Annotated in this window: 22 protein-coding genes, 1 pseudogene and 1 riboswitch; of the genes and pseudogenes, 1 reads left to right on the top strand and 22 read right to left on the bottom strand. The window is 42.3% G+C overall.

Going from position 1 to position 26777, the window contains the following annotated elements; genetic code table 11:
- Positions 1-88: 88 nt before the first annotated feature.
- The 17 genes from BM049_RS01210 to BM049_RS01130 all read right to left on the bottom strand — a co-directional run bounded on the left by BM049_RS01210 (position 89) and on the right by BM049_RS01130 (position 19106).
- A complete protein-coding gene (locus tag BM049_RS01210) occupies positions 89-700 on the bottom strand; it encodes an ECF transporter S component (RefSeq protein WP_425426025.1) in 612 nt (203 codons plus the stop codon).
- 163 nt (positions 701-863) lie between these two features.
- Positions 864-981: riboswitch (FMN riboswitch) on the bottom strand.
- 85 nt (positions 982-1066) lie between these two features.
- Complete coding sequence (locus BM049_RS01205) at positions 1067-2869, bottom strand: HAMP domain-containing sensor histidine kinase (protein WP_091527999.1); 1803 nt, start codon at positions 2867-2869, stop codon at positions 1067-1069.
- A gap of 4 nt (positions 2870-2873) precedes the next feature.
- Entirely contained in the window at positions 2874-3617 is a 744-nt protein-coding gene (locus BM049_RS01200; protein WP_281242172.1) for a response regulator transcription factor, read from the bottom strand.
- A 115-nt stretch (positions 3618-3732) separates the two neighbouring features.
- Complete coding sequence (locus tag BM049_RS01195; protein WP_091527997.1) at positions 3733-4458, bottom strand: pseudouridine synthase; 726 nt, start codon at positions 4456-4458, stop codon at positions 3733-3735.
- A gap of 11 nt (positions 4459-4469) precedes the next feature.
- Entirely contained in the window at positions 4470-5033 is a 564-nt protein-coding gene (gene scpB / locus BM049_RS01190; protein ID WP_245751808.1) for an SMC-Scp complex subunit ScpB, read from the bottom strand.
- Positions 5017-5790, bottom strand: coding sequence for a segregation and condensation protein A (locus tag BM049_RS01185; RefSeq protein WP_091527994.1), 774 nt, complete (start codon positions 5788-5790; stop codon positions 5017-5019). Before BM049_RS01185 ends, scpB begins: the two co-directional genes overlap by 17 nt.
- A gap of 21 nt (positions 5791-5811) precedes the next feature.
- On the bottom strand, positions 5812-6177 hold the full coding sequence (locus BM049_RS01180) for a GNAT family N-acetyltransferase (RefSeq protein ID WP_091527993.1): 366 nt from the start codon (positions 6175-6177) through the stop codon (positions 5812-5814).
- A gap of 15 nt (positions 6178-6192) precedes the next feature.
- On the bottom strand, positions 6193-7530 hold the full coding sequence (gene lysA / locus BM049_RS01175) for a diaminopimelate decarboxylase (RefSeq protein ID WP_425426024.1): 1338 nt from the start codon (positions 7528-7530) through the stop codon (positions 6193-6195).
- Between the two features lie 168 nt (positions 7531-7698).
- Positions 7699-8520, bottom strand: coding sequence for a purine-nucleoside phosphorylase (locus tag BM049_RS01170; protein WP_091527991.1), 822 nt, complete (start codon positions 8518-8520; stop codon positions 7699-7701).
- Between the two features lie 22 nt (positions 8521-8542).
- Positions 8543-9712: a phosphopentomutase gene (gene deoB / locus BM049_RS01165; RefSeq protein WP_091527990.1), complete on the bottom strand. Its 1170-nt coding sequence runs from the start codon at positions 9710-9712 to the stop codon at positions 8543-8545.
- A 123-nt stretch (positions 9713-9835) separates the two neighbouring features.
- Entirely contained in the window at positions 9836-10735 is a 900-nt protein-coding gene (xerD, locus tag BM049_RS01160; RefSeq protein WP_091527988.1) for a site-specific tyrosine recombinase XerD, read from the bottom strand.
- A gap of 13 nt (positions 10736-10748) precedes the next feature.
- Positions 10749-11207: a ferric iron uptake transcriptional regulator gene (gene fur, locus BM049_RS01155; protein ID WP_091527987.1), complete on the bottom strand. Its 459-nt coding sequence runs from the start codon at positions 11205-11207 to the stop codon at positions 10749-10751.
- Positions 11208-11307: 100 nt separating this feature from the next.
- Positions 11308-12177: a S1-like domain-containing RNA-binding protein gene (locus tag BM049_RS01150; protein ID WP_091527985.1), complete on the bottom strand. Its 870-nt coding sequence runs from the start codon at positions 12175-12177 to the stop codon at positions 11308-11310.
- 148 nt (positions 12178-12325) lie between these two features.
- Positions 12326-14083, bottom strand: a complete 1758-nt coding sequence (gene pyk / locus BM049_RS01145) for a pyruvate kinase (protein ID WP_091527983.1) — start codon at positions 14081-14083, stop codon at positions 12326-12328.
- Between the two features lie 82 nt (positions 14084-14165).
- Positions 14166-15128, bottom strand: coding sequence for a 6-phosphofructokinase (gene pfkA / locus BM049_RS01140; RefSeq protein WP_091527982.1), 963 nt, complete (start codon positions 15126-15128; stop codon positions 14166-14168).
- Positions 15129-15332: 204 nt separating this feature from the next.
- On the bottom strand, positions 15333-18641 hold the full coding sequence (dnaE, locus tag BM049_RS01135; RefSeq protein WP_091527980.1) for a DNA polymerase III subunit alpha: 3309 nt from the start codon (positions 18639-18641) through the stop codon (positions 15333-15335).
- 123 nt (positions 18642-18764) lie between these two features.
- Positions 18765-19106 carry a metal-sulfur cluster assembly factor gene (locus tag BM049_RS01130; protein WP_091527979.1) on the bottom strand — a complete coding sequence of 114 codons (342 nt, stop codon included), beginning with the start codon at positions 19104-19106 and terminating at the stop codon, positions 18765-18767.
- Positions 19107-19288: 182 nt separating this feature from the next.
- Here BM049_RS01130 and BM049_RS01125 point away from each other — a divergent pair, with 182 nt between their 5' ends.
- Complete coding sequence (locus BM049_RS01125; protein WP_091527977.1) at positions 19289-20101, top strand: Cof-type HAD-IIB family hydrolase; 813 nt, start codon at positions 19289-19291, stop codon at positions 20099-20101.
- Between the two features lie 371 nt (positions 20102-20472).
- Here BM049_RS01125 and BM049_RS01120 read toward each other — a convergent pair whose 3' ends face one another.
- From BM049_RS01120 to BM049_RS01100, 5 genes and pseudogenes are all read right to left on the bottom strand, one after another.
- Positions 20473-21963, bottom strand: a complete 1491-nt coding sequence (locus tag BM049_RS01120) for a phytoene desaturase family protein (RefSeq protein ID WP_091527976.1) — start codon at positions 21961-21963, stop codon at positions 20473-20475.
- A 9-nt stretch (positions 21964-21972) separates the two neighbouring features.
- The gene (locus tag BM049_RS01115; RefSeq protein WP_091527974.1) at positions 21973-22650 is read right to left on the bottom strand and encodes an ABC transporter ATP-binding protein; all 678 of its coding nucleotides are present in this window, start codon (positions 22648-22650) and stop codon (positions 21973-21975) included.
- 9 nt (positions 22651-22659) lie between these two features.
- Positions 22660-23751 carry an ABC transporter permease gene (locus tag BM049_RS01110; protein ID WP_091527973.1) on the bottom strand — a complete coding sequence of 364 codons (1092 nt, stop codon included), beginning with the start codon at positions 23749-23751 and terminating at the stop codon, positions 22660-22662.
- Between the two features lie 166 nt (positions 23752-23917).
- On the bottom strand, positions 23918-25804 hold the full coding sequence (locus BM049_RS01105) for an oligopeptide ABC transporter substrate-binding protein (protein WP_091527971.1): 1887 nt from the start codon (positions 25802-25804) through the stop codon (positions 23918-23920).
- An 18-nt stretch (positions 25805-25822) separates the two neighbouring features.
- Positions 25823-26769: pseudogene (locus tag BM049_RS01100) on the bottom strand (ABC transporter permease).
- Between the last annotated feature and the right edge of the window lie 8 nt (positions 26770-26777).

Raw genomic sequence — 26777 nt, 5'->3', positions numbered from 1 at the left:
TTATAGCTTTTGCCGAAACAAAAAAACGAAGGACCCTATCTTGATTTTACCAGATAAGGTCCTTCGCTTTTATAAAGGTCAATTCAGCTTAACGTGTTTCATTAGCGACCATTCCAGGCGCTCGCTTTTTTTTGAATTTTTTCTTCGTTTTATCCAGCCAAGGTTTCATTTTACTGAATGCGACGTAAAAGACAAGTCCCACCAGTACACCTTTGATCAGATTAAAGGGAACCACGGCTAACAGTAAATACGTACGCATAGGACCGACATCGAATCCCATGACAGCCATATAGGCAGGTGCAATAACTAGCCAGTTCAGCACCGACATCATGACTGTCAAGGATAACGTCGATGAGAAAATTCCTGCTATTTTATTTTTCAGGGATGAACCGTATTTTACCAGGATCATATAGATCGGGAGTGTAAATGACACGGATGCGATAAAAGCTGCCGTATCACCGATAGGGAATCCCATCTCTCCACCCTTTTGTGCATAAGATAAGAGTGAGCGTATAAACGCAATCGTTATACCGGCTGCAGGTCCATAGACATACATGCCGAATAGTACAGCTAAATCACTGAAATCCACTTTTAAAAAGGGGGAACCCGGCAGTACCGGAAAAGCTAACATAGAAATCACCCAGGCTAATGATGCTAACACGGCGATACCTACTAATTTTTTCGTCTTACTGTTTGACATAATAAATCCTCCTAAAAGGATTCATCCTACTGAGGGTGAACTTCTCTGAATACCACTGTCCCGCTGCTGCTTCCAGAAAAATGAAGAAAACAAAAAACTCTGTTTGTCTCCATATTTCAGGAGACAAACAGAGCTGTAGACAGATTTATATTCAGTCAAAAAGCTCCATCTTCTTTATCCAGACTATACTGTCGGTACTGGAATTACACCAGTTCAGCAATTTTACTCGCTCGTGGACTATACCACCGGTAGGGATTTTCGCCCTGCCCCTGAAGATGAATCAAAATATTTTATTTTCAATACTTATTATAATGGAATACCAGGAAGAGTCAAGTGTTAAAATTCACATGCCTGACGCTCTGCTGTTTATTCTTCATCAGTCATAGGGATGTGAATAATAAAGGCAGACCCCTGTTTAAATTCTGATTCCACTTCAATAAAGCCGCCATGAGCTTCAACAATGTTCTTGACTAGTGACAGACCGATACCTGTCCCCTTGGCGTTTGACGAATAATTGTTACGGGATTTATCCGCTTTGAAAAACCGGTCAAAAATGTACGGCAGATCACCTTCCGGTATTCCTGTCCCGGTATCTTTAACGATCATCACCACTTCCTCCAGTTCTTCTTCTTTAAGCAGCTGCAGAGTGACGATTTTTTCGGCTTTCTCTGTCATGCTGGTATGTCTGATCGCATTATTGATCAGGTTCACAAAGACCTGGTCCATTTTATCTTTGTCCAGCATCTGGTGGATCGTTTCTTTCGGTGCTTCCATCTGGAGCGAGACTTCTGCATCACTCGCCATGTTATCGAACCGGAACAGAAGATTGCGCAGATAGCTGTTCATATTGACTTCAGTCTTCTGAAGCTCGATATAGCCGGCTTCCATCCGTGACAGATCCAGCATCTCATTCACCATCCGGTTCATACGCTGAGATTCGTCTCGAATGATCTGGGCCATTTCTTTTTTCTCTTCAGTGCTTTCTGCTACATCATCGAGTATGGCTTCACTATAGCCCTGGACCATGACTAAAGGCGTACGTAATTCATGAGAAATGTTATTGATGAAATCGACTCTCATCCTATCCAGACGGTGTTCCTTGGTCAAATCTTTTGCAGAAACGACTAGCCCTCTAAGATCGTTGCTCTCTCTTTCCAGTAAAGGCAGAACGGTTACGACATAATATGTTTCTTCCATCTCAATGGTAAATTCGACCGGTGTTTTCATTCTAATGACCTCATCCAGTTTTTCTTCCACATCGACGAATTCATCCTGATCCGAAAAATTAGATTCTTCGATCTGATATTGTGTCAGGAATACATCCCCGACAGGATTGGATAATAAAAGAGTTTTATCCGAATCGTAATAGAGGATCCCGGTCTCGATATTGTCCAGAATATGTGATAATAATTCTTTTTCCTGTTTCACGACCATCCGGTTCGTTTCAAGAGAATGTCCCATCTTATTCATCGCCATCGCAAGTTCAGACAAGTCGTCCCGTCCGGAGATCGGCAACTGATGGCTGAAATCATCACGGGCAAAATCGAAAGCGATATTGGTCATTGCATTGATCGGCTCTGAAACATGTCGTTTAAGATAGACATAGTAATAGAAAGCCGCAAAAAGATGGGCAAGAATCAGTCCGGTCAACAGGTAACTGATTCGTCTTTCTAATGTTACGAGAAAAGACAAGTTTGCCCAGGAATAAAGTAGTGCCTCTTCGCCATCGATGACCGTGGGCTGTATGTGGAAGACATAAGGGATATTTGCGTCGTATGCGTTATTTTGATCTGAACGCATATGAACGTGTTCACTGGAATCAATAACATCCATGATACTTGGTTCGTCTGCGATCATTTCCTGTTCCTGTTCATCAAATGGTAAAACCCACTCATCGTCGTTTGGGGTGTAAGTATCCTCTAGTAACAAGGCAAAATTGACTTGTGAATGAAAATCATTGATGGGCTCAATATTTTCCAATAAAAAATGCGGATCCGCAATTGCCAGGCGTTCCACATTTTCTATGATCTGTTCATATTCATCCATATAGTTTTCTTTGATCTCTTGAGAATAGAAAACACCGTAAAACACAGTGGTGAAGACGAAAGACAATAACGTAATCCCAAACGTAATGAGCCAGATCCTGATTGCCACTACATTTATCTTCATACGATTACTCCTCTTCGTCTGGATATGAATTCAGTTTATAACCCAATCCCCAAACTGTTTCAATCATTTTAGATGCGACTTCCGATTCTTTTTTCAGTTTTTCTCTCAGACGCTTGATATGTGTGTCCACGGTCCTCAAATCACCAAAGAATTCATACTTCCACACTTCTCGCAGTAACTGTTCACGTCCGAATATCTGATCCGGTGAAGACATCAGGTAATGAAGAAGATCATACTCTTTAGGTGTCAGGTTCACAGCTTTTCCGTCTGCTGTGACCCTTCTAGAATCATTATCGATTTCTAAATGAGGAAGTGTCAATGTGTCTGAAACATCTCCGTTTGCTCCACTGGGCGACTCGCTTTTTGTCCGTTTGATAATTGCAGCCACGCGCAGAACGATTTCTCTTGGACTGAAAGGCTTGACGATATAATCATCCACGCCAGCTTCGAAACCCTGAATACGGTTTAATTCTTCTCCTTTGGCCGTCAGCATCATGATCGGGGTTTCTTTTTCTTTTCTGATTTCTTCCGCAACTTCAAGCCCGTCCATTTCAGGCATCATGACATCCAAAAGGATCAGATCATAATCGTTTTCAAGTGCCATATCCAAAGCTTTCTGTCCATTCTCAGCTTCTTCAATGCTGTAATCAGCTTTTTCTAAATACATTTTTAGTAGTCTTCTGATTCTGTCTTCATCATCAACTACTAGCAATTTCTTTTTGTTGTCTTGATTAGTCTCTTCGGTCACGTTTAGACACTCCTCTAATTCATACTTTAGTCATTGCTAGTATCTTATCTGTTCAGCAAAGATCATCTACAACTATTATAACGAATGCGACTTGTTTCCGCCAATATATTCGCTTTTAAGAGTTTTCTTTTACAAGTTGTTTCAGTTTATTCACTTCAAAAGTTTTCAGTTCGCGCCATTCACCCGACTGCAGCCCTTCAGTTGTCAGGAAGCCATACCGGTCACGGTTCAGCTTTTCGACAGGATGTCCCACCGCTTTAAGCATTTTCTTGACTTGATGATTTTTACCCTCATGGATAGTCAGTTCGACCATGCTTTTATTTTTTTTAGCATCGATATCCAGGATCCGAGCTTTGGCCGGACGGGTCTTATAGTCATCGATCTTCAGGCCTTTTTCGAGTTTTGAAATAGCAGACTTGTTGATGAGTCCCTCGACTTTGGCAATGTACGTTTTTTCTATCCCATACTTGGGATGAGTCAGCTGATTGGTCAATTCCCCATCATTTGTTAACAAAAGCACACCGGTCGTGTCATAATCCAGACGACCCACAGGATATATACGCTGATCGATGTGAGAGAAAAAGTCGACAACTGTTTTTCTGCCTTTAGGATCATCAGCACTGGAAATAACGCCTCTAGGTTTATTCAAAATAAAATACAGTTTTTCTTCTTTTGTGATCGGAACACCGTCTACTGCTATTGTATCAGCATGACTTACATTCAGCCCCATCTCGGTGACAACTTTGCCGTTCACTTGTACACGGCCTTCTTTGATCAATTTTTCTGAACCCCTGCGAGAAGCGATTCCTGCATGTGCCATAACTTTTTGTAGACGTTCCATAATAATCTCCTTTAAAATTCTAATTCTTCCTCAAATAAACGCTGGTTTTCCATTTTTTCCTCGACTTCAAGTTCCGGCAATTCTGTTAAATCATTCAATCCAAAATAATCCAAAAAATAGTCGGTCGTACCATAGAGTACCGGACGTCCTGGTGCTTCCACCCGTCCTACTTCATGAATCAGATTTCTTAATTTCAGTTTCTGCAGGCTGGAAGATAATTGCACGCCTCTGATATCTTCGATCTCCATACGGGTGATCGGCTGCTTATAAGCTATGACTGCCAATGTTTCAACAGAAGCCTTGCTTAATTTCTTCGTCAACGGGGACTGCGCATACAGTTCAATGACGCCTGACATTTCCTTTTTGGTGACCAGCCGATAAGTTTCTGCTGTTTCGATCAGTTTCAGACCACTGTTCTCATCTTTCATATATCGTTCAGATAACTGGTCAAGGCAGAACCTGACGTGCTCAGGAGTCGATTTAGTCAACTGAGCCAGATCCTTCAGGCTCATCCCCTCTTCACCGGCTACAAATAATAAAGCCTCATATGTAGCAATCTCATTCATCCTGCTCATTCAGTCCTTTCTTTTCCTGCTGTACACGAGATAAATAGATCTCACCAAAGCTTTCAGACTGCTTAATAATGATCCGATTGTCTTTCATCATCTCCAGCAGGGCCAGAAAGGTCACGACATACTCTCTTTTAGTCGGTCTGGTGAACAGCAGTCTGAAAGGAATGGCCTGGCTGCTCTTCAACATACGTTTGTCCAGCCATTCGATTTTCTCGTCCACGGTGACTTCTTCGAGATCGATGGTACTGGGAGCCGGTTCGAGCCATTCTTTTCTTCTGCACATTTCACCAAAAGCTCCGATCAGATCTCTCAGCTCAAGTTCTCCCGCTTGCATAGGTATAAACTGCTGAAAATGTGTCAAATCTTCGTGAGGTTTTGAATAGTGCTGTTCTCTATTTTTCCTGTTCTCATTTAGTTTCGTCGATGCGTATTTTATCTTGCGATATTCGAGAAGTTTCTGCTGAAGATTTTCAATGGAGTCTTCTTCAACTGCATACTCTTCGCCTTGATCTTCCCACGATTCGTTTCTTGGAAGCAGCAGCTGACTCTTTATCGACATCAGGGTCGCCGCCATGACAAGATATTCCCCTGCGACATCCAGCCGGAGCATCTGCATGGCATGAATGTAGTTTAAATACTGCTCTGTTATTTCTTTAATGGGAATATCGTAAATATCTATCTCCAGTTTATTGATCAAATGAAGCAGCAAATCAAGTGGACCTTCAAAAATATCCAAGTTTACTTTCCATTTTTCGCTCATTCGGATTCCTACTTTGTTGGTTTATTGACGATCTGTTCCTTTTTGCCACTTCGTAACGATAGAGGCTGTTTCAAGCGTACCCACAACCCGTTTCGAAGCATACATTTTTGACAGTGCCGTCAGCATCCGGTACGCCATCCCTTCTTCACGATAGGAAGGGTTTACCGCAATATGTCTCAAGAGAACGATTTCTTCATCCTCTTCTATACCAATAACACCGGCTAAATCACCAGTTTCTTCACTTTTCCATAAAAAAAGCTGTCTGTTGTCTTCCTGATTATACCATTCCATTTCTTTTGTCAAACGAGCTGTCTCTTTTAAATCAGGAACGTAGGACAGTAATCCCATCGTTATTTTCTGATAATCAGCTTTATATCTGATGAGCATAAGAGCCCTCCTATTTTACTTCCAGTTTTCAATACTGTTTTCCAGTTTCAGGTAATCCTGAACTGTTTCTCTCCGAATCGCTAAAAAGTCTTTCCCGTTTTCTACAAATACCACCGCTGGTCTAGGCAGGCGATTGTAGTTGCTGGCCATTGAATAGCCATAGGCACCTGTACTGAAAACAGCCAAGATATCATTCTGATCCGGTTGAGGCAAGGTGATATCCCAGATCAGCATATCCCCACTTTCACAAGCTTTACCGGCAATGGAGACTTTTTCCTCTTCCTCTTCGTTGACTCTGTTTGCCAATACGCCTGTATACTCAGCCTGATATAAGGCTGGTCTGATATTATCTGCCATTCCTCCATCCACAGAAACATATTTTCTGATCGAAGGGATCGTTTTTTGCGTTCCAATGGTGTACAGGCTCGTACCTGCTTCGCCGACGATACTTCTTCCCGGTTCGATCCAGATCTCCGGCAGTTCCATATCGTTTAATTCAGCATGCTTTCTGACAGCACTCATAATAGCCTTTGCATACTCCTCCAGCGGAAGGGGAGCATCTTCATCCGTATAGCGTATCCCGAATCCTCCACCTACATTGAGGACGTCTAAATCGAAGTTATAGGCATTTTTCCATTCTTTAGCCTTGCTTATCAGCTTTTCAATAACTACCTGATACCCATCGACTTCAAAGATCTGAGAGCCGATATGGGCATGGAGACCGATCATATTGATTCGTTCAATGGACTTGATCTGCTTGATAGCTGTTTCGACCTGACCTGAAGTCAAATCAAAACCGAACTTGGAATCTGCCTGTCCTGTCGTGATATATTCATGCGTGTGGGCCTCGACCCCGGGAGTCACACGAATCAGAACATCCACTTTTGTATCGCATTTGTCTGTAAGCTCTTTAATCATACCGATCTCGTAGAAATTATCGATCACTATGCAGCCGATTTGCTCGGAAATAGCAGCTTCCAGTTCTTCATAGGATTTATTGTTTCCATGGAAATGAATGCGTTCCTTTGGAAATCCGGCTTTTAGAGCCAGAAAGAGTTCGCCTCCGGATACTACATCAAGAGAGACATCCTCCTTAGCCAGCATTTCATAAAGTGCGAGTGAAGAGAACGCTTTACTTGCGTAAGCGACCTGTGTTTTATTTTCATAGTTTTTAAAGGCTTCTTTAAATGCACTGATTTTCTGCTTGATCAAAGAGATATCATAAACATTGACAGGCGTACCGTATTTATTGACGATATCCACTGTATCCACACCATCAATGACTAAATGATTCTGACCATTAACACTCATATTGCTCATCAATCGTTTATTGTATGTCTGTTTATTCATCATTTCCCACATTTCTTTTTAAATTAGTTGTGTACAACGAAAGAAAATCATTCATGATAATCATACCTACTTATCTCTCAAAAATCAAACAGATACTGATATGCAGACAGAGAAAGAGCGAAAGCTTCTAAACTTTCGCCCTTTCTCCCGATATTCTTAACTCAAGCTGTACTAAAGTTTCGAAATCACTGATTTTACTAATGATTTGAATGTTTCTCTTACGCGTGTCGTAACTTCTACCACTTCGTCGTGATTCAAGTTTTCCTGCATGCCTGCCGCATAGTTGGTGATGCAGGAAATACCTGCAACTTTAAGGCCGGCATGATTAGCGACGATCACTTCAGGGACAGTGGACATCCCGACAGCATCTCCGCCGAGGGTACGCACCATGCGGACTTCAGCGGGTGTTTCATATGTCGGACCTGACAAGCCCATGTACACACCTTTTTGAACGTTGATATCCTGTTCAGAAGCAGCCTCTTCAATAAGACGCTGATATTCTTTATTGTAGGCACTGCTCATGTCCGTAAATCTCGGTCCCAGTTCGTTTTCGTTTGGTCCGTGCAGCGGATTCACACCGATCATATTGATATGATCGGTAATGATCATCAAGTCGCCTGGGGTAAAATCCTCGTTTACTCCGCCGGCAGCATTGGTAACGACCAGTGAGCCAACTCCAAGAGCCTTCATTACTCTGACCGGGAACGTGACTTCCTGCATGGAGTAACCTTCGTAGTAGTGAAAACGCCCTTGCATAGCCAGAACTTTTTTCCCTCCGAGGTCGCCGTAAACCAGCTGGCCGGCGTGACCTTCAACAGTGGAAACAGGGAATTCAGGAATATCTTCATAAGGAACAACGACAGCATTTTCCGCTTCGTTTGCCAGTTCTCCGAGACCTGAACCCAAGATCAGTCCTACTTCAGGTTTTTCAACCCCTTTGGATTTCAGGAATGAAGATGCTTTTTCAATTGCTTCAGTATATTTTTCAGTCATTCATTTTTCTCCTTTTAACAGTCTATTTTAATTTGCCCAGGAAGCTGTCGCCGAAACCGGTATCCTTGACATTGAAGTTTTCAGCAATCGTTGCACTGATATCTGCAAACAGGCCTTGAGGCAATTCTTCTCCCTTTTCAAATTTTGGAGAATAGATCATAACAGGAACATATTCTCTCGTATGATCCGTCCCGGTAGCTGTCGGGTCATTTCCGTGGTCAGCTGTAATGATCAGCAGATCATTTTCTTCCAGTGCATCATAAAGTTCCGGTAAGCGGGAGTCGAAAGCTTCCAATGCATCTCTATAGCCCTCAACATTTCTGCGATGTCCGTATAATGCATCAAAATCAACGAGGTTAGTGAAGCTCACGCCATTGAAATCTTTCTTCATGACCTTCAGCAGCTGATCTACACCATCCATGTTGGATTTGGTCCGAACGGATTCAGTGATGCCTTTACCATTAAAGATATCATTGATTTTACCGACCGCGATGACATCTTTGCCATCTTCTTTCAGGAAATCCAGCACTGTATCGCCGAAAGGACTTAATGCATAGTCGTGACGGTTGCTAGTACGCGTGAAATCTCCAGGTTCGCCCACGTATGGACGGGCAATGATACGACCGATCATGTAAGGTTCATCTTTGGTGATGTCTCTGACATATTCACAGATTTCATACAGCTCTTCCAGAGGAATCACATCTTCGTGAGCGGCGATCTGCAGCACAGGGTCGGCAGACGTATAAACGATCAGGTCTCCGGTTTCCATCTGGTGTTCACCGAGTTCCTCTATGATCTTCGTACCAGATGCAGGCTTGTTGCCGACGACCTTTCTTCCCGTATGTTCTTCGATCTGCTTGATCAAGTCATCCGGAAAACCGTCAGGAAAGACTCTGAATGGGGTTTTGATATGCAGACCCATTAATTCCCAGTGGCCTGTCATGGTATCTTTTCCAACAGATTTTTCTTCCAGTTTTGTGTAGTAGCCTTTAGTAGAATCGACCGGGTCGATCCCTTTTAAAGGTGCGATGTTACCTAAACCTAAGGACTGCATGTGCGGCACGTTCAAACCTGCCTCTTCCGCGATATGGCCGAGAGTATGGGCACCTTCATCATCGAACTCTTTAGCATCGGGAGCTTCACCGATACCTACTGAATCTAAAACGATCAAATGAACACGATCAAAATTCATAAAAAACTTCCTCCTTTTATTTTCTCATACTTTCAGAATATATGTTTCTTCCTAAGAATGCAAGAATGACGCGGTGTTTAGCGCTTTTATGATAATATTTTTAGATTACACTCATTATCATGCCTATGCCCGTGGATGATAGGTCGTGTAGACATCTTTAAGTCTGTGCTTCGTTATGTGTGTGTAGATCTGAGTCGTCGAAACGTTGGCATGACCTAAGAGTTCCTGCACTACTCTCAAATCCGCCCCATTCTCAAGTAAATGTGTCGCAAATGAATGTCTCAGTGTATGTGGAGTGATCGATTTCTTGAGCCCGGCTTTCAGTGCAAGTTTTTTAATGTTTTTCCAGACACCCTGCCTGCTTAAAGGGCTTCCACGAGAATTCAAAAAAATGACAGCAGTCTCCTGCTTCGCTTTTTCAAGCAGTTTCGGTCTGCTCGTGGTCATGTAATAGTCCAGCCACTTGCAGCCCATGTCACCGATGGGGATAAGCCGTTCCTTGTTTCCTTTACCGACGATTTGAATGAGCTTCATTGACAGGTGTATGTCGTTGGTCGTCAATTCGATCAATTCGGTTATCCGCAGGCCCGTCGCATACATCACTTCAAGTATCGCCCGATCCCTTATCCCCAATGGTTTAGTAGTATCCGGGGCCTGGAGCAGCTGATCGATCTGCTGCATGGATACGATTTTAGGTAAGGCGTCTGCTTTCTTTGGTGTCTTTACGTACAGCATCGGATCTTCCTGCGTATAGCCTTCCTGCTTTAAGTACTGATGAAATTTTCTGATACTTGAAAACATTCGGATGATCGTATTATCTGCTTTAAGCATTTTCTTCTGGTCACTGAAAAAAGCGAGAAGGAGATAGCGGTCTATCTCCTTCCACGACTGAATTTCATTACCATCGAGATAACTGATGTACTGTTCGATATCTCTTCGATAACTGCTGACGGTATTAACGGATAAGCCCTTTTCGATTTTCAGAAACACGAGGTAGTCATCGAACGGTTCGCGATTTATCATACGATCAGCCTCATTAATTTAATTGATTACTGGCACACTCATTGCATATGCCATGAAACGTAAGCCGGTGATCTTTTACTATAAAATGGTATTCCTTCTCGATTTCCATCTCTATTTCCAGGAGCATATCATTTTTCACTTCTTCTATCTTCCCGCACTTCAGACACAATAAGTGATGGTGCTGATGTTTGTCCTCATTCATGTTGAGATCATAGCGAGCGATCCCATCCTGAAAAGTCAGCTTATTGATGATCTGGAGTTCTGTCAGGATCTCAAGCGTGCGGTAAACAGTAGCAAGACCGATTCCGGTATTTTTTGCCTTCACCAAGAGGTACACTTCTTCGGCACTCAGGTGATCTTTTTCCTTTTCAAGCAGCACCTCAACAGTCAACTCTCTTTGAGGTGTCAGTTTGAACCCTGCCTCATGCAATTTCTTTTTTATTACTTTAAATGAAGAGTCTAATTTTTTCATGCTGAACTCCCTTAGATTAAATTGATTCTTATCTAGATTCTTTTATCTCTATTCCTCATTAGAATAAGTATAAAAGAATCTCGCCAAAGTCTCAACCTAATTATTGTTCGTCTTCGGGATCCTTGATCAATTTTGTTCCTTCTTCATCCTGAGAAACCAATCCTTTTTTCATTAGTCTGCCGACGGCACGTTTAAACTGCCCCTTGCTGATACCAAACTGTTTTTTTATGAGCTCAGGTTCCGTTTTGTTATGGAAAGGAATACGACCATCCTCAGAGCGTTTAAGCATCTCAAGCAGCATAAGTGCGTCCTCTTCAATGACTTCATGTGCTCTAGGGTGCATCGAAGCGTATAAGACTCCATCTTCTCTTAGCCCGATGATCCGGCCTGATACGGTTTGCCCAAGCCTTGGTTCTTCGTCGCGTTCACTTGGGTGCACGAACAGAATGTGTTTATCTTCTGTAAGGACATACGTGCCGCTTTTTTTAAGATGAAAAACGATACCTGTGACATCCTGGTTATGCATCTGTTTGGTGCCCTCTACATAATCTTCGAAGAATTTTTCTTCGTCCGCCAGATCTCCCCAGATACGATTCTTGTCATCCACTTTTATCGAGAGGTAAAGCTTGTCTCCCTCTTTTGGCCAGATTCTGCCTTCAGCAGGCAGATCATCCATAGACACGACGACATCTTTGTCCTGCCAGCCGACATCTACAAAGACCCCCAGTTTTCTATTCACTTTTACGACTGTTCCCCAGCCGAAAGTTTCTTTATTGATTTCAGGAAGATCCGTTGTGAAGACTGCCTGATCCTGTTTGTCGACATAAACAAATCCTTTTAATGTATCCCCCACGGAAACCTCATCACCTGATATAACTTTATAGGTGATGCCATTCTTTTGTACAAATGATTCTTTATCGTTTTTATCTGTAACGATAGCTGTTATGACTGTTGCCAGATCTTTATTCATGTTTATCTCCTTTTTTAAGTGTTTAAGTATAACAAAAAAATGAGACAATGATTGAATGTCATTTCGAAGATGCTCAAGAACATCAATCCTACGAATTCTATCAACCATTGTCTCATTTATAACTTATTTATCTAGTTTAATAGATGGATCAGATTGCTGTAGTTGCGCCACGGTAGATAATACCACGACGAGCATCTACTGTAATCAATTCATCTTGTTCGATCAGTTCTGTTGCATTTTCAGCAGAAACGATCACAGGGATTCCCATAGCAATACCGATCACGGCTGCATGTGATGTCAATCCGCCCTGCTCTACTACGATTGCAGCAGATTTTTCGATTGCCGGAAGATAATCTTTATCTGTGCTCTTCACAACTAAAATGCCGCCTTCGATCGCACGCTCAATCGCTTCGTCAGCTGTTTCAGCCACGATTGCTTTACCGATAACTGATTCAGAGCCGACACCTTGTCCGCTTGTCAATTTAGAGCCGATCAGCTGGATCTTCATAACGTTTGTCGTTCCGCGTTCACCAACGGGTACGCCGGCAGTAATGATGATCAGGTCGCCTTCTTTAGCAAAGCCTTTTTCAACTGTTGTTTGAGTAGCCAAGTTGAACATATCATCCGTGGATGTAGGTTTTTCTGATACAGTTGGCTGTACTCCCCATTGCAGAGCCAGACCTCTTGCCGTTTCTTCGCTGAATGTCACAGCCAGGATATCTGCCTTTGGTCTGAATTTAGAAATCATACGTGCAGTATGTCCTGATTCAGTTGCAGCAACGATCGTATGAATATTCAGATTCTTAGCTGTGTGACCTACAGCTTGTCCGATGGCTTCTGTCATGTCGTTCTGGTCATAAGCTTTAAGAGCAAAAGCATCCTGATTGACCAATGAAGATTCAGTACGCATCGCAATGTTGTACATTGTCTGTACTGATTCAACAGGGTAGTCCCCAGCTGCTGTTTCACCAGAAAGCATGATCGCGTCTGTTCCGTCAAATATAGCATTGGCAACGTCTGATGCTTCAGCTCTTGTCGGACGAGGATTGACCTGCATGGAATCAAGCATTTGAGTAGCTGTGATAACGGGCTTGCCGGCATTGTTACATAAAGAAATCATACGTTTCTGAACAATCGGCACGTCCTCGGTCGGGATCTCCACACCTAAATCACCACGGGCGACCATCAAACCGTCAGCAATCGCCAGGATTTCTTCAAGGTTGTCGACACCTTCCTGGTTTTCGATTTTAGGAATGATTTGAACATGCATCTTATCCTGTTTTTCGAGGATCTCAGTGATTTCCAGAACGTCTGAAGGACGTCTCACGAAAGAAGCTGCAATAAAGTCAACGTTGTTATCCAAACCAAATTGGATATCTGAGCGGTCTTTTTCTGTCAGACCAGGCAAGTTAACTGAGACACCAGGTACGTTAACACCTTTTTTGTTTTTCAGCACACCTGTGTTCTGAGCTACAGTCACGATTTCACCTTTATCGTGTTCAAGGTCTGTTACCTGCAGGTTGATCAGACCATCGTCAAGCAGGATGCTTGAACCGGGGGTTACATCATTGATCAAATCTGTATAAGTGACTGAGAATTTCTCTTTCGTTCCTTCAACTTCTGACATGGAAATACGTACCGTATCTCCTTTGGTTAAAGTGATCGCACCATCTTTCATATTGTGGGTTCTGATTTCAGGCCCTTTAGTGTCAAGCATGATCCCGACCATTTTTCCTGTTTTTTCAGAAGCTTTACGGATGTTTTCAATGCGAGCCAAGTGCTCTGCGTGGTCGCCGTGAGAGAAGTTCAAGCGTGCAACATTCATCCCTGCTTCGATTAATTTCACTAGTGTATCTAATGATTCACTAGCCGGACCTATGGTACAAACAATTTTTGTTTTTTTCATACGTTAACTCTCCTATAAATTTATTTTTTATATAATTTACCCATATAATGATGATTTAAAGTTTACACGCGTAAAGCGCTGATCAATTTGAAATTTCTTCATTCAGCTTATACAGATCCAGGTTAGGTTTATGTCTTATATTATCTAATGTTTCGACAATATCTCTGACCACATATTCTTCTCTGTCTAAGCCAACACAAACTCCGCCGCGTCCTTCTTTAAGTGCCTCGACTGCCTTGGCACCGAACTGAGAAGCCAGCACTCTATCTCTAGCCGTTGGAGAGCCGCCCCTTTGTACATGGCCTAAAACAGTAACTCTGACGTGGAAGTTATCGATCGCATCCAGTTTTTCAGCAAATTCCTGCCCGTCCATGACGCCTTCCGCCAGAACGATGATCGAATGTTTTTTACCTTTTTCCCGACCTTCTCGAATATTATCTGCAACCTCTGTAATGTCGAAGTCTTTCTCCGGAATGATGATTTGTTCTGCCCCGCTGGCTACACCCGACCATAACGCAATGTCTCCGGCATCTCTACCCATGACTTCAATAACGAACGTACGAATATGCGATGTCGCGGTATCCCTGATTCTGTCCAGAGCTTCCAGTACCGTATTGATACTCGTATCAAATCCGATCGTATAATCTGTGCCCGGAATATCGTTATCGATCGTACCCGGCACCCCCACACAAGGGTAACCGTGTTTAGTCAGGGCATAAGCTCCACGATATGATCCATCCCCACCGATAACTACTAACCCTTCGATGCCAAAACGTTTTAGTTGTTCGATGCCTTTTAGCTGACCTTCTTCTGTAGCAAATTGAGGGTAACGAGCGGAATAAAGGAATGTTCCTCCGCGTCCTATCATATCTCCTACATCTCTTCTCGTCAGTTTTCTAATATCTCCAGCAACAAGTCCGGCAAAACCATAATTCACGCCATAAACTTCCATGCCTTCATGAAGTGCCTTTCGGACAACTGCTCGAATAGCAGCGTTCATTCCCGGAGCATCTCCTCCACTTGTAAGAACTCCAATTCTTTTCATCTTATATCCACCTTCAATGCAATTTTTCTTTCCACACTTACCCGATAACCCGGTAAAGATATGTAAAACACCTTGAGCAAAGAAAACTTTTCTCCTTACTCAAGAAAACTTTAAATCATCATTTTTATTACACCCATATCTTATCTTATCACTTTTTCGTCTGATTGTCTTATAAAATACGGATATACAGCGAAATTTTTATAATTATTTAAAAATCACATTGTTTTCACCCAGGAATCCTTTGAGTGCATCGATACTCGTCGTGTGACTGTTAAATTTATACCGTGGTTTCAGTTTTTCTTTTCTGTCCATCGACTGATCATAAATGATCACTTCGGTATCTCCCTGATCTTTTTCCAGGATTTCTAAGATTTTACTAAAAACTTCTCTTTGCTGATCAAGTTTTTCAAATCTCAAGTACAGATGCTTTTGAACTCTTTTAGATAGGGTTTCAGGATCCTGCATTTGAGAGACGAGAATGTTCCATTTATTTTTTTTGAACTCAGCTTTCCCTTTGACTGAAAATATCCTGTTCTTCTGGAGTACTTTAGAGTATCTTCGATAAATATCAGGAAAAAGTACACAGGTCGCTTCGCCAGAAGCATCAGTCACTTCCAGGAACGCCATCGGTTCGCCTCTCTTTGTCTGAATTTTCTTTATTTCCTGAATAGAAACAATATATGTCTGACTTTTATTCTGGACAGAATCAGTGATATAAATCATCTGCTTGCTGTCTCTCGTATCCATAAATTTATCCGTCGGATGTCCGGAAAGATAAACGCCCGTCACTTCAAACTCCTGTTTCAGTCGTTCTTCCAAAGTATATTCCTCTTTAACCTGGATTTTGGGCGCAAGGGATTCAAACAGTTCGATATTCCCGTTACTCATATTCACGCTGTTGAGTATCGATTCCAGCGACTCAACCAATGTACGACGGTTGTACTGGAGGTTGTCAAAACTGCCTGCATAAATCAGAGGCAAGACATACTGCTCTTTTCTCCATCTTTTATCTATATGGTTGATGAATGAAAGCAGATCCCTGAATCCACCATGTTTTCTTCTTACAAATAAAATGTGCTGAACAAAATCTTTTCGCATACCCTTGATCGCGTTCAATCCGAAACAGATCTTACCGTTCTCCGCTTTAAAATTATCACCACTTTGATTGATATCTGGATGAACAAGTTCAATATGCCTCTGCTTCGCCTCTAAAAGATAGGTGTTTAATTTATCTTTATTGTTTGCTGAAGCCCGCATGAGTGAAACAAAAAAAGCGGCTGGGAAATTGGCTTTAAAATAAGCGAGCTGAAATGCCAGTTTAGAATAAGACACTGCGTGTGAACGATTAAAGCCATAATCAGCGAAACGCTCGATATGTGCATAAATACGGTTGGCGCTATCTTCGCTGTAACCTCGACGTTTGGCGCCTGCAACAAACTGCTTGCGGCCTGCATCTATCTCTGTTTTGATTTTTTTAGAGATAGCCCGTCTTAGTATATCTGCTTCTGACAAGCTGTATCCCGCTATTTTAGAAGCCACTTTCATGACCTGCTCCTGATAAATCATGACGCCATTTGTGACTTCAAGTATTTCCTGTAGATCCTCGTGGATATATTCGATTTTTTCCTGTCCATTTTTTCTTCTGATATACACATCGATTTGTTCCATAGGACCTGGTCGGTACAAGGCGTTGACTGCCACAATGTCTTCAAAATCTGTCGGTTTCAGCTTCCTCAGCACATTGCGTATACCTCTTGATTCAAATTGAAAAATACCGTTTGTATCTCCCCTTCTGAATAATTCCAGTGTCTTCTGGTCATCCAGAGGGATAGCCGCAAGTTTATCTTTTACAGAGCCTCTCAGTTCCGGTACATTTTTCAGGCAATCCGCCAATATCGACAGATTTTTAAGTCCCAGAAAGTCCATTTTTAAAAGACCGACTGTTTCGACATCATTCATCGTATACTGAGTGAGAGGCATGGCGCCATTTCCCTCCATCAGTGGCGCCGTTTGAACCAGTGGGTCTCTTGAAATGACGACCCCGGCAGCATGAGTGGAGACGTGTCTGGGTAATCCTTCTAGGTTGAGAGCTGTTTTAAATAATGCTTTATGAGCATCGCTCACATTTACCAGATTCCGCAGTGTTTCGGACTCTCTATATGCTTTCTTCAGGGTGATCCCCAGCGAACTTGGAATGGCATCGGACCACTTTTTCAGCTCATCCGCTGACAAACCAAAGACTCGGCCGGTGTCCCGTACCGCCATTTTGGCAGCAAAGGTTCCAAAGGTGGCTATCTGGGCGACATGTTCTCTGCCATACTTGCGCAAGACGTATTTTAAGATACTGTCTCGTTTATCATCTGGAAAGTCTAAATCGATATCTGGCATCGTGTATCTCTCTTCGTTCAGGAATCGGTCAAAAAGCAAGTCATAAGCCACAGGATCGACATCAGTGATGTTCAGAACATAAGAAACCAGGGACCCCGCAGCCGAACCTCTGCCCGCTCCTGTCACGATCGCCTTACTGTGTGCGTACTTCATCAGATCCCAAACGATCAGAAAATAATCAGCAAAGCCCATTTTGATGATCACGTCGAGTTCTTTCTCGATTCGATGGTCATATATTTCAGAATGGCCGGGCAATTTCTTTTCTAAATGAGAATAAACTATTTCTCTAAGGTAATGGGGGGATGTTTTCCCGTCTGGTGTATCAAATCGCGGAAGGACACTTTCCCAGCTTAAATTCAAATCGATCGATTCAGCAATTCTCACAGTGCTATCCAGTGCGTCACCCAAACTGATCTGCTTGTATTTTCCAACTACATTGCGCGGCTCCTGTAAAAAGAAGAAAGGCCTCTCCCCCGGCTGCTCATCGGAATCCAGCGTAGTCTGATTTTTTATTGCATCTAACACCTTCAATGACAAGTAATCTTTTGCTTCCAGTGACTTGACAGGTTCACTGACTACGTTCGGAATCGCTGTTTCCTCAGATAATTTAATAATATTCTTTACTGCCTCGATATTTTCTCCGTCATAAGACACCCCTAAAAAAGTATGACTGATCTCCCTGCTTATCCTCTCTAAACGCTCGCTTAAACGGGACTCTTTATTGGATAGATGAGCAACCAAGCTTTGAAAGTTAACAATGGCCGTTAAATGGCTGCCATGGGTCTTCAATGTATCGGCTGTAACTCTTTCGTGTTCACCTTTGATTTTACTGGATAGGGACAGGAGATTCTGATATCCTTCGGCATTTTCAGCAAGCAAAACAGTGGATAATCCCTTTTCGTTTGTCTCATCCTCGTATATTTCGACCGTCATGCCGATGATGGGCTTGATTCCCTGCTTTTTTGCTTCAAGATAAAATTCGACTGCACCATGCATGACATTATTATCTGTCAGCGCCATGCTGCTGTAGCCGAATTCTTTGGCCTTAGACACTAGCTGTTTGACAGTTACTGTACTTTCCAGCAGAGAATAAGCGCTTATTATATTCAATGGTATGTAACTCATAAGTGGATTCACCTCTTTACTTATTTCCGTTTGAGGAAGGGTTCATCTTCTATTATAACAGTAAAAACTCTCACTAAAGCATGAGGAATAAAAACAATTCCTGAGCTTTACTGAGAGTATGAATTATCTGATCCCTAAAGCGATACGGGCATAACGGCTCATTCTGGAGGTATCCCAAGCCGGATACCATACTAATTTGACATCTGTTTCTGTCACTTCCGGAATAGTCTTCATAGCATTAAGTATATCTTCGGTTATGACATCGGCCAGCGGACAGCCCATCGTCGTCAGTGTGATTTTCATTTCGCAATAACCGCCGTTGAATACATTAACTTCGTAAACCAGGCCTAAATTGACGATATCAATACCTAATTCCGGATCGATAACTTGTTCCATTGCTTCCATTATACGTTTTTTTATATCTTCAATTTCCTCTTCAGTCCATACTGATTTCTTTTCAGTCATGAAATCTCCTCCTTACACTTCTCCATTTTACCATACTCACTCTTGTGAAATCATAGATATCCCCTATTTAGTTGAACAATTCTTGACAATTCTCACCTCATATTTCCCATTATACATTTACCTGAAGCTTTGCTATACTGATAAGGATACTGAACAGCTAAGAGCTAAAAGGATGATATATTATGCAAAGAAAATTGATTGCACTGGATTTGGATGGTACGACTCTTAATGACCACTCTGAACTCTCCCGCAGGACGCATCAGACGATTCAGCGGCTGAGAAAAGATGGGCATATCGTTTCAATCGTCACGGGCAGACCTTATCGAAACAGTTATTATTACTATAAACAGCTTGAATTGGATACACCGATCGTGAATTTTAATGGTGCCTGGCTGCATAACCCGTCGCAGAGATTCTGGACGCACGGTTATCATAAGACATTAAGCAAAGACCTTGCTTTATCCATGCTTTCTCTCAAGAATAATCCGGAAGTACAGCTGATAGCTGCGGAATCACAGACAGCCATTTATATTGAAGGCCAATATGTTCCTTATCCGGACTTCTTCCCTGAAGGGATCCATATGAGTAAACAATTGAGACCTGAAATTCTCCTTGAGGATCCCACTTCTGTCGGAGTATTCACGACTACTCGAAAATTTCAGCCTGAAATCGAACAAAAAATCATAGATACGTATAAGGATTCTGTGGAAGTGCGTATGTGGGGCGGCGATACTCCCTGTCTCGAAGTCGTAGCTGCAGGAGTTCAGAAAGCCATGGGCCTTGAACGTATCGCTGATTATTATCACTTCAGTCGGGAAGACATCCTGGCATTTGGTGACCAGGAAAATGATTACGAAATGATACAGTATGCTGGCCACGGTGTCGTCATGTCGAACGGATCTGAAAGGTTAAAACGGATAAGCAACGACATCACCCGATCCACGAATCACGACGACGGGCTTGCCGCCTATTTAGAAGACTATTTCAAATTGTAGCTTTTAAAGAAAATGTGAGGCAAACCCAAAAGGTTCTCATTTACTGACGCATACTTTATCCCAAACTATGAATAATGACGTAGTCTTCCAGTGGTATCGGGGCCAGTTCGAAAAGGGCCATTTATTAAAAGTAGTCTCAATATCCGCTTAGTGACCAGTTCAGGCTTTGATTTTTCAGGAAGTCGTCTCAATAGCGGTTTAGCGACCAGTTCACGCTGAGATCATTCTGGAAGTCGTCTCAATAGCGGTTTAATAACCAGTCGAACAATAATTCTTTAAGAAATTGATGCAATGTAATCAATGATAAAAATATCTTTTTTTAATAGGTATTAAAAAGGAACGAGGCTGTTTTTTTTCCAGCCTCGTTCCTTCTATTTGTCGTCTTTTATTAATTCCTGAGTCGCAATTTTAGCAGACGTCAGAACAATGGGGACCCCCGCCCCCGGATGAGTACTGCTTCCCGTGAAATACAGGTTTTCCGTATGCTTGGCTTTGGCCTGAGGTCTAAAATGATTGCTTTGGGTCAGTGTTGGCCTCAAACCGAATGTTGCTCCGTTGTAGGCATTGAATTTCTGCTCAAAATCTACTGGAGTCATATAACTCTCAGATATGATATCTTCCTCGACCGTTTCGAAACCTTCAATGGTTTTAAGTTTAGACAGCACTTGGTTTCGGTAATAAGCTTTTATTTCATCTGTCCATTCATAATCCGCTGTAGCCAAATCAGAAACAGGCAGTAAAATATAGAGGCCGTCTTTGTTCTCAGGTGCTAAATCTTCGTCCATCTTCGAAGCGATGTAGACATAAAATGAGGCATTTTCTAAAAGTTTCCCTTCGAAGATATCTTCCAGATTCTGGTCCAGTTCCTGAGAGAAAACAAAATTATGGACATTCTCTACTTCATTATATTTTTTGTTCATCCCCAGATACATCACAAAACAGGAACACGAATACTTCATGCTGTCTATTTTTTTATCTGTATACTTGCCCTTTGCCTTTTTATCTTTGACCAGATTTTTCATTGCATAGGGAAAATCGGCATTACACATGACATAGTCAGACAAGATTTTTTCACCGTTGACTTTGATGCCTGTGGCCCTCTTATTTTCAATAACGATTTCATCCACTAATGTATTATATTTCACTGTACCGCCCAGCTCTATGAAAAGGCGTTCCATTGAACTGGCCATCGTATGCATCCCCCCTTTAATGAACCAGATACCGTACAGGTATTCGATCATAGGAATGATAGTATACAGGGAGGGCCCATTTGAGGGCGATATACCGATATAGAGTGTCTGGAAACTTAATATCTGCTGCAGGCGTTTATCTTTTACAAATTTACCAATAGAATGGTTGGCACTGTCAAAGGTCTTCAATTTCATTGCCTGCCGGATCATGAACGGATTGTAGAAATCACTAGCATTCCTGAATGGACGCTGAATAAAATATTTCTTGGCAATGATGAACCGTTCATAGATGTCTTTCAGATAAGCAAGGAAGCCGACCGCATCTTCATCACTTATTCCTTCTAAATGATCGATCAATTTAACCAGATCATTGGATACATCGATACGCTCGTCTTCGAAATAAGCAGAATACATAGGATCCAGCCGTGTCATCGGTATGTAATCCTTAGGATCGCGTCCGGCCACTTCAAATACTTCATTATATATTTCCGGCATCATCACGATGCTTGGTCCCACATCGAATGTAAAACCGTCTTTTTTTATCTGATTCATTTTTCCGCCCGGCAAAGCTTCTTTCTCGTACAGCGTCACCTCATAACCTTCATTCTGTAAACGGATAGCACTTGCTAGACCAGCTACGCCGGCACCTATAATACTCACTGTTTTTGCCATTTATATCGCCTACTTTTTATGATTTTTTGTTAATACGCCATCTTTCATAGTATAAACCGCATCGCAGTAATCGGTCAAACGCTCATCATGCGTGACCATGATGGTTGCTTTCTTTTCTTTTTTTGTTTCCCGAGCAAGTATCTCCACCACTTCAAAGGCACGATCTGTATCCAGACTGGCAGTCGGTTCATCTGCAAGTATCACAGTCGGATTATGATACATGGCTCTGGCAATGGCCGCACGCTGTTTTTCCCCACCAGACAGATCGCTCGGATATTTATCCATCAAGTGATCGATCCCAAGTTCAGACAGTAAATTCTCTACTTTCGCTTCATCGAGTTTTGATTTTTCGATTTTATTTACCAGCTTCAGCTGATCCTTAACCGTGAGGAAGGGAATGAGATTAGACGCCTGAAGAATAAACCCTATTTCATTGAAACGTTTCTTTGCGCGGTCTTTCTCATCTAACTCGCTGAATTTATCTTCTCTTATAAATACTTTTCCTTCAGTTGGTGTCTGAAGCCCTCCAATAATAGTAAGAAACGTACTCTTGCCCGATCCACTGGGTCCGATCACTGCTACAAACTCACCTTGTTCTACTGAAAAGTTTGTGGGTTTTAAAGCCTCGATCATTTTTCTTCCGTCCTGGAATGTTTTCTTTACATCTTTCAATTCAATCAATTTCATAACAATCTCCTAATCTATCGCTTCTAACGGATCTATATTGACGACGGTCCTGACAGAGAAAAAGGCGCCTGCTACGGCTACGATTATCAGTAACCCTGTGATTGCAGCTAAAAAGATAAAGTTATTCTGATAAGGTACGGCTGCTGGCAACAACAGGCCCGTCAGTAAGGTCAACCCTAACCCTGTAAATACCCCTATAAAAGAAAGGAGGAACGTCTGGCCTATCACAGCTCTTGCGATATATGCAGACGAAATCCCCTGTGCTTTCATTACCCCAAGCATAGATGATTTCTGTAAAGTCAGGACATAAATGAAAATTCCTATGATCATGGCTGCGATCAAAACTAAAAAGCCGATCATCAGTCCAAAAGTCAGGACTTGGGCCATATAGCCAGGTAAATTTGAAATAAATTCACTTGTTGAGTAGACATTCAGATCATCCCTGTTCGTTTCGACATCAGCAAGTTCCTCTGAATCACTGCGTACGACAATGGCACTGATTATTTCCTCTTCCCTTTCACCAAAGCCGCTTGCTCGGATCTGCTGATATGTCGAATGATTAGTATAAAGAACTGGCCCGACACTGAATTTTGCATTCTCAGTAAACCCAACGATTTCCACAGTGAGATCCATTCCGGCTAATGACAAATCGTCACCGACCGCCATGCCTTCTTCTTCTTTGAGACTTATATCTGCAATCACTTCCCTGTCAGCACTAAATTCTTCTCCTTCAACGACTTCAGGAAAAATGAATTCTTCTTTGTCGATGCCGAAAAAGGTGACATTCACCTTACTGTCTTCGTCATTCTGTCCTGCAGGCTGCGCAACGCTTGATGCAACCCCCAGGGAGGCTTTCTCGGTTGCTTCTATTTCATCGATTTGGCCCTTGGGAAACATCGACATATTTATATTTAAATTGGATTCGTCTGCCAGTACAATACCGTCAGCTTCCCATTTATCAATGCTCATGCGATTTTCCTGAGACAGACCATACGCCAGTCCAGTTAAAAAGAAAACGAGATAAGCGATTAAAATAACTACACCAATGATCAGTGCAAATCTTGTTTTCGAGTACTTGATTTCTCTCCATGCTAAAAACATATGTAACCCTCATCGTTTTTTTATTTTGAATTCGAAGTAATTAATTAAATCGAAATCTATCTTTTATCATACCTCAAGAATAAAATAACTACAACTATTTAACACTAAAAAACACCCGGAAATGTTTCCCGGGTGTTCTCCGTTAGCTTATTTATGCTATTTAACTTTATTGTCCTGCGCGTTCTTCATCGATCAAGTATAGCGTATGCAAGCCTACACCCGGTGTGTCTGGGTTAGTTCCGATAGAAATATCGTAAGCTCCGACACGGTTATTGACCGGGAAGACTTCTTTACGGAAGAGCGTTGGAATAACAGGGAGTTCTTCCATGAAGTATTCTTGCCATTCATTGAATACTTCTGCACGCCATTCAGTGTCAAAGCCTTCTGCACTTGTCATTTGCTCCATAAACTCATCATTTTCTTCTGAAGTCCAACGCGTAAAGTTGAATGCCGCATCGCGTCCATATAATCCTTCAGGAGTTGGATCCGTACCTGTTCCCCAAGCCCCTTGATAAATGTCGATCTGTGGATCGTCAGCTCCTACACGGTCATAGAATGAATTGAACTCATGCAAGCGACCTTCAAGCAATTGAACGTCAATCCCGATTCCAGCCCAAGATTGCATATAGTATTCAACAATAGGTTCAGCGGTTTCGCCACCGGACATTGAAGCAAAGTTGATGACTAACTCTTCACCTTCTGGCGTTTCACGCATGCCATCACCATCGACATCTTCATACCCGGCTTCGTCAAGGATTTCATTTGCACGTTCTGGATCGTACGGATATCCTTCTAACTCTTCATTATAGTAATCAGCGAAGTTAGGGATGATCGGTGAGTTTGCACGACGACGTAAACCTTGGTAGAATCGTGCACCAACGGCATCGTTGTCAAGGGCATAAGCCATTGCCTGTCTCAAGTCCTTATCGGCCATTTTTGAATTAGGATCATAAACGTTTTGTGCTGGTTCTACGATGTTTCCATCTTCATCTGTTTCAGCTTCCTGCCATTCACCTAATTTGAAACCAATGTAAGTGTAGGCATTTTCATCTCTACCTAATATCGTATACCCTGGAAGATCTTTATACGTGTCATATTGGTCTGTCGGCATATCGATGAACAAGTCATATTGAGCATTTTCCATAGCTGCTACAGCAGAAGATGTAGGGACAGTCTCTAATTCGATTCTGTCGATCATAGGTGCGCCAAGGTAATAATCTTCAAATGCTGTATATGAAACAGATTCACCCGGCACGATATTTTCTACCTTGAACGGTCCAAATCCTAATGGATTCTCGCGGATCTCAGGTGCTGACTCAAGTTCTGCTACCGGAATATCTTCTAAATAGTGACGTGGTGCAGCATAAGCCCATACTCCCCCACCTGCTTGAAGCATTTGAACTCCGACAGACTGATATTCGATTTCAATCGTTTTATCGTCTACGATAGTGATTCCTTCGATGCTGTCCGCTTCACCAGTGTGGTAAGCTTCCATCCCAACGATATTAGCAATATCCCCACTGTAACGGACCCCGGTGTAGTCTGGGTGACCAATGATTTCATGTGTGAACGCAATATCTCCGGCGGTAACAGGTGTGCCGTCATGCCACATGACGCCATCTTTCACAGTCATCGTTACCGTGTTCGTTTCCTGATCCAACTCAAATGTCGCTGCACCGGAGTCGTCGTATTGATAGTTTTCATCGTATCCAAGTAAATCTCCCATGGTATAAGCCATAACCATAGCATCTGGATTACCTGAATATAATTCCCAGTTAAAAATCCCCGTAAACGGTGAATCAGATACAAAACCAATGCTGAGCGTTCCACCGTCTATAGCTTCTCCCTCGTTTTCAACACGCTGATCGAATTCGATCGGTGCCGGACCATCAGTTTCTCCGTCTGAAGCCTCTTCATCTACTTCTTCAGAAGTGTCTGTTCCATTATCGGTACCTTCTGATGTGTCTTCCGTATCCCCGTTACCGCAAGCTGCTAGTAGAAATGCTACGGCAGCAGTACTTGCTAACATTCTGTATCTTTTCTTGTTTGACATATTCTTTCTCCCCTTCTCTTATCCTAATCTTTGTTTTGCGTCTGCCGAACGTTGAAGCGCGCGACCGACGTAGTTTATACACAGCACCAACACTAAAATCAAGGTTGAAGCTGGTAACCAAACCCAAGCTTTATTTTCCAGAATATCTGGATTTGTGGCGTAGGAAACTAACGTACCTAAACTTGGTGTTCCGGTCGGTAAACCGAATCCAAGATAAGATACCCTGTTTCTAAGCCAACACTACCTGCAAAGTTCAAGGTCAAATTAACAATGATCAATGAACTTATATTCGGCATCATCTCACGAAGCATAATAACAAATGAAGGTGTTCCCATCGTTTTGGATGCACTGATAAAATCTAATCGTCCAACTGTCAGCGCTCGTCCACGTATGAAACGGGCCTGACCGTGCCAGCTGAAAAGAATCAGTATAGCTGCGAATGAAAACACATTATAATCCGGTACGATCGTAACAAAGATAATAATGATCATCAGTTGAGGTAATATCATAATGAAATCAATAATACGCATGATGACATTATCAACTAAACCGGCATAGTAGGCTGCTAAAATTCCGACAACGATTCCTATTCCACTCGATATGACAGTAACCGTCCAGCCTAAAATAAGTGAATTACGTGCACCGATCAGCAGAAGACCAAAAATATCACGACCTGCTGAGTCTGTACCCAGTATATATCTCGTTCCCTCATAAAGCGGATCTTCACTCATTGACATCGGTGGCAGATAAGAATCCCATAAACTGACACGCTGAACTGCTGTCTGATCAATAAGAAAAGACCAGATGAATACAGTTGCCAGAATAAGGATCAATAGAACCAGTGAGAACATAGCCAGTTTGTCTTTAGCAAATTCACGGACAATTACTTTGAATCCCATGGGTGGGGTGGAAACAGCCTCATCATCAGATAAAACGGCTGATTCTGCATCTTTATTTGTTGCCATAAGAGTTA

It is taken from the genome of Alkalibacterium subtropicum, assembly GCF_900112455.1.
GTDB classification, from domain to species: domain Bacteria; phylum Bacillota; class Bacilli; order Lactobacillales; family Carnobacteriaceae_A; genus Alkalibacterium; species Alkalibacterium subtropicum.
Note: the sequence above shows the minus strand (reverse complement) of the source record. Positions and strands in the feature narration are given on the sequence as shown.

What these genes read in the sequence shown, in the direction of transcription:
- xerD (WP_091527988.1), bottom strand. Translation starts at nt 10,735, where the DNA reads ATGATAAATCGCGAACCGTTCGATGACTACCTCGTGTTTCTGAAAATC.
- BM049_RS01205 (WP_091527999.1), bottom strand. Translation starts at nt 2,869, where the DNA reads ATGAAGATAAATGTAGTGGCAATCAGGATCTGGCTCATTACGTTTGGG.
- BM049_RS01150 (WP_091527985.1), bottom strand. Translation starts at nt 12,177, where the DNA reads ATGAATAAAGATCTGGCAACAGTCATAACAGCTATCGTTACAGATAAA.
- dnaE (WP_091527980.1), bottom strand. Translation starts at nt 18,641, where the DNA reads ATGAGTTACATACCATTGAATATAATAAGCGCTTATTCTCTGCTGGAA.
- deoB (WP_091527990.1), bottom strand. Translation starts at nt 9,712, where the DNA reads ATGAATTTTGATCGTGTTCATTTGATCGTTTTAGATTCAGTAGGTATC.
- pyk (WP_091527983.1), bottom strand. Translation starts at nt 14,083, where the DNA reads ATGAAAAAAACAAAAATTGTTTGTACCATAGGTCCGGCTAGTGAATCA.
- BM049_RS01170 (WP_091527991.1), bottom strand. Translation starts at nt 8,520, where the DNA reads ATGACTGAAAAATATACTGAAGCAATTGAAAAAGCATCTTCATTCCTG.
- BM049_RS01115 (WP_091527974.1), bottom strand. Translation starts at nt 22,650, where the DNA reads ATGAAATTGATTGAATTGAAAGATGTAAAGAAAACATTCCAGGACGGA.
- pfkA (WP_091527982.1), bottom strand. Translation starts at nt 15,128, where the DNA reads ATGAAAAGAATTGGAGTTCTTACAAGTGGAGGAGATGCTCCGGGAATG.
- fur (WP_091527987.1), bottom strand. Translation starts at nt 11,207, where the DNA reads ATGAAAAAATTAGACTCTTCATTTAAAGTAATAAAAAAGAAATTGCAT.
- BM049_RS01110 (WP_091527973.1), bottom strand. Translation starts at nt 23,751, where the DNA reads ATGTTTTTAGCATGGAGAGAAATCAAGTACTCGAAAACAAGATTTGCA.
- BM049_RS01195 (WP_091527997.1), bottom strand. Translation starts at nt 4,458, where the DNA reads ATGGAACGTCTACAAAAAGTTATGGCACATGCAGGAATCGCTTCTCGC.
- scpB (WP_245751808.1), bottom strand. Translation starts at nt 5,033, where the DNA reads ATGAGCAGGATGAATGAGATTGCTACATATGAGGCTTTATTATTTGTA.
- lysA (WP_425426024.1), bottom strand. Translation starts at nt 7,530, where the DNA reads ATGATGAATAAACAGACATACAATAAACGATTGATGAGCAATATGAGT.
- BM049_RS01120 (WP_091527976.1), bottom strand. Translation starts at nt 21,963, where the DNA reads ATGGCAAAAACAGTGAGTATTATAGGTGCCGGCGTAGCTGGTCTAGCA.
- BM049_RS01180 (WP_091527993.1), bottom strand. Translation starts at nt 6,177, where the DNA reads ATGCTCATCAGATATAAAGCTGATTATCAGAAAATAACGATGGGATTA.
- BM049_RS01185 (WP_091527994.1), bottom strand. Translation starts at nt 5,790, where the DNA reads ATGAGCGAAAAATGGAAAGTAAACTTGGATATTTTTGAAGGTCCACTT.
- BM049_RS01210 (WP_425426025.1), bottom strand. Translation starts at nt 700, where the DNA reads ATGTCAAACAGTAAGACGAAAAAATTAGTAGGTATCGCCGTGTTAGCA.
- BM049_RS01125 (WP_091527977.1), top strand. Translation starts at nt 19,289, where the DNA reads ATGCAAAGAAAATTGATTGCACTGGATTTGGATGGTACGACTCTTAAT.
- BM049_RS01105 (WP_091527971.1), bottom strand. Translation starts at nt 25,804, where the DNA reads ATGTCAAACAAGAAAAGATACAGAATGTTAGCAAGTACTGCTGCCGTA.
- BM049_RS01130 (WP_091527979.1), bottom strand. Translation starts at nt 19,106, where the DNA reads ATGACTGAAAAGAAATCAGTATGGACTGAAGAGGAAATTGAAGATATA.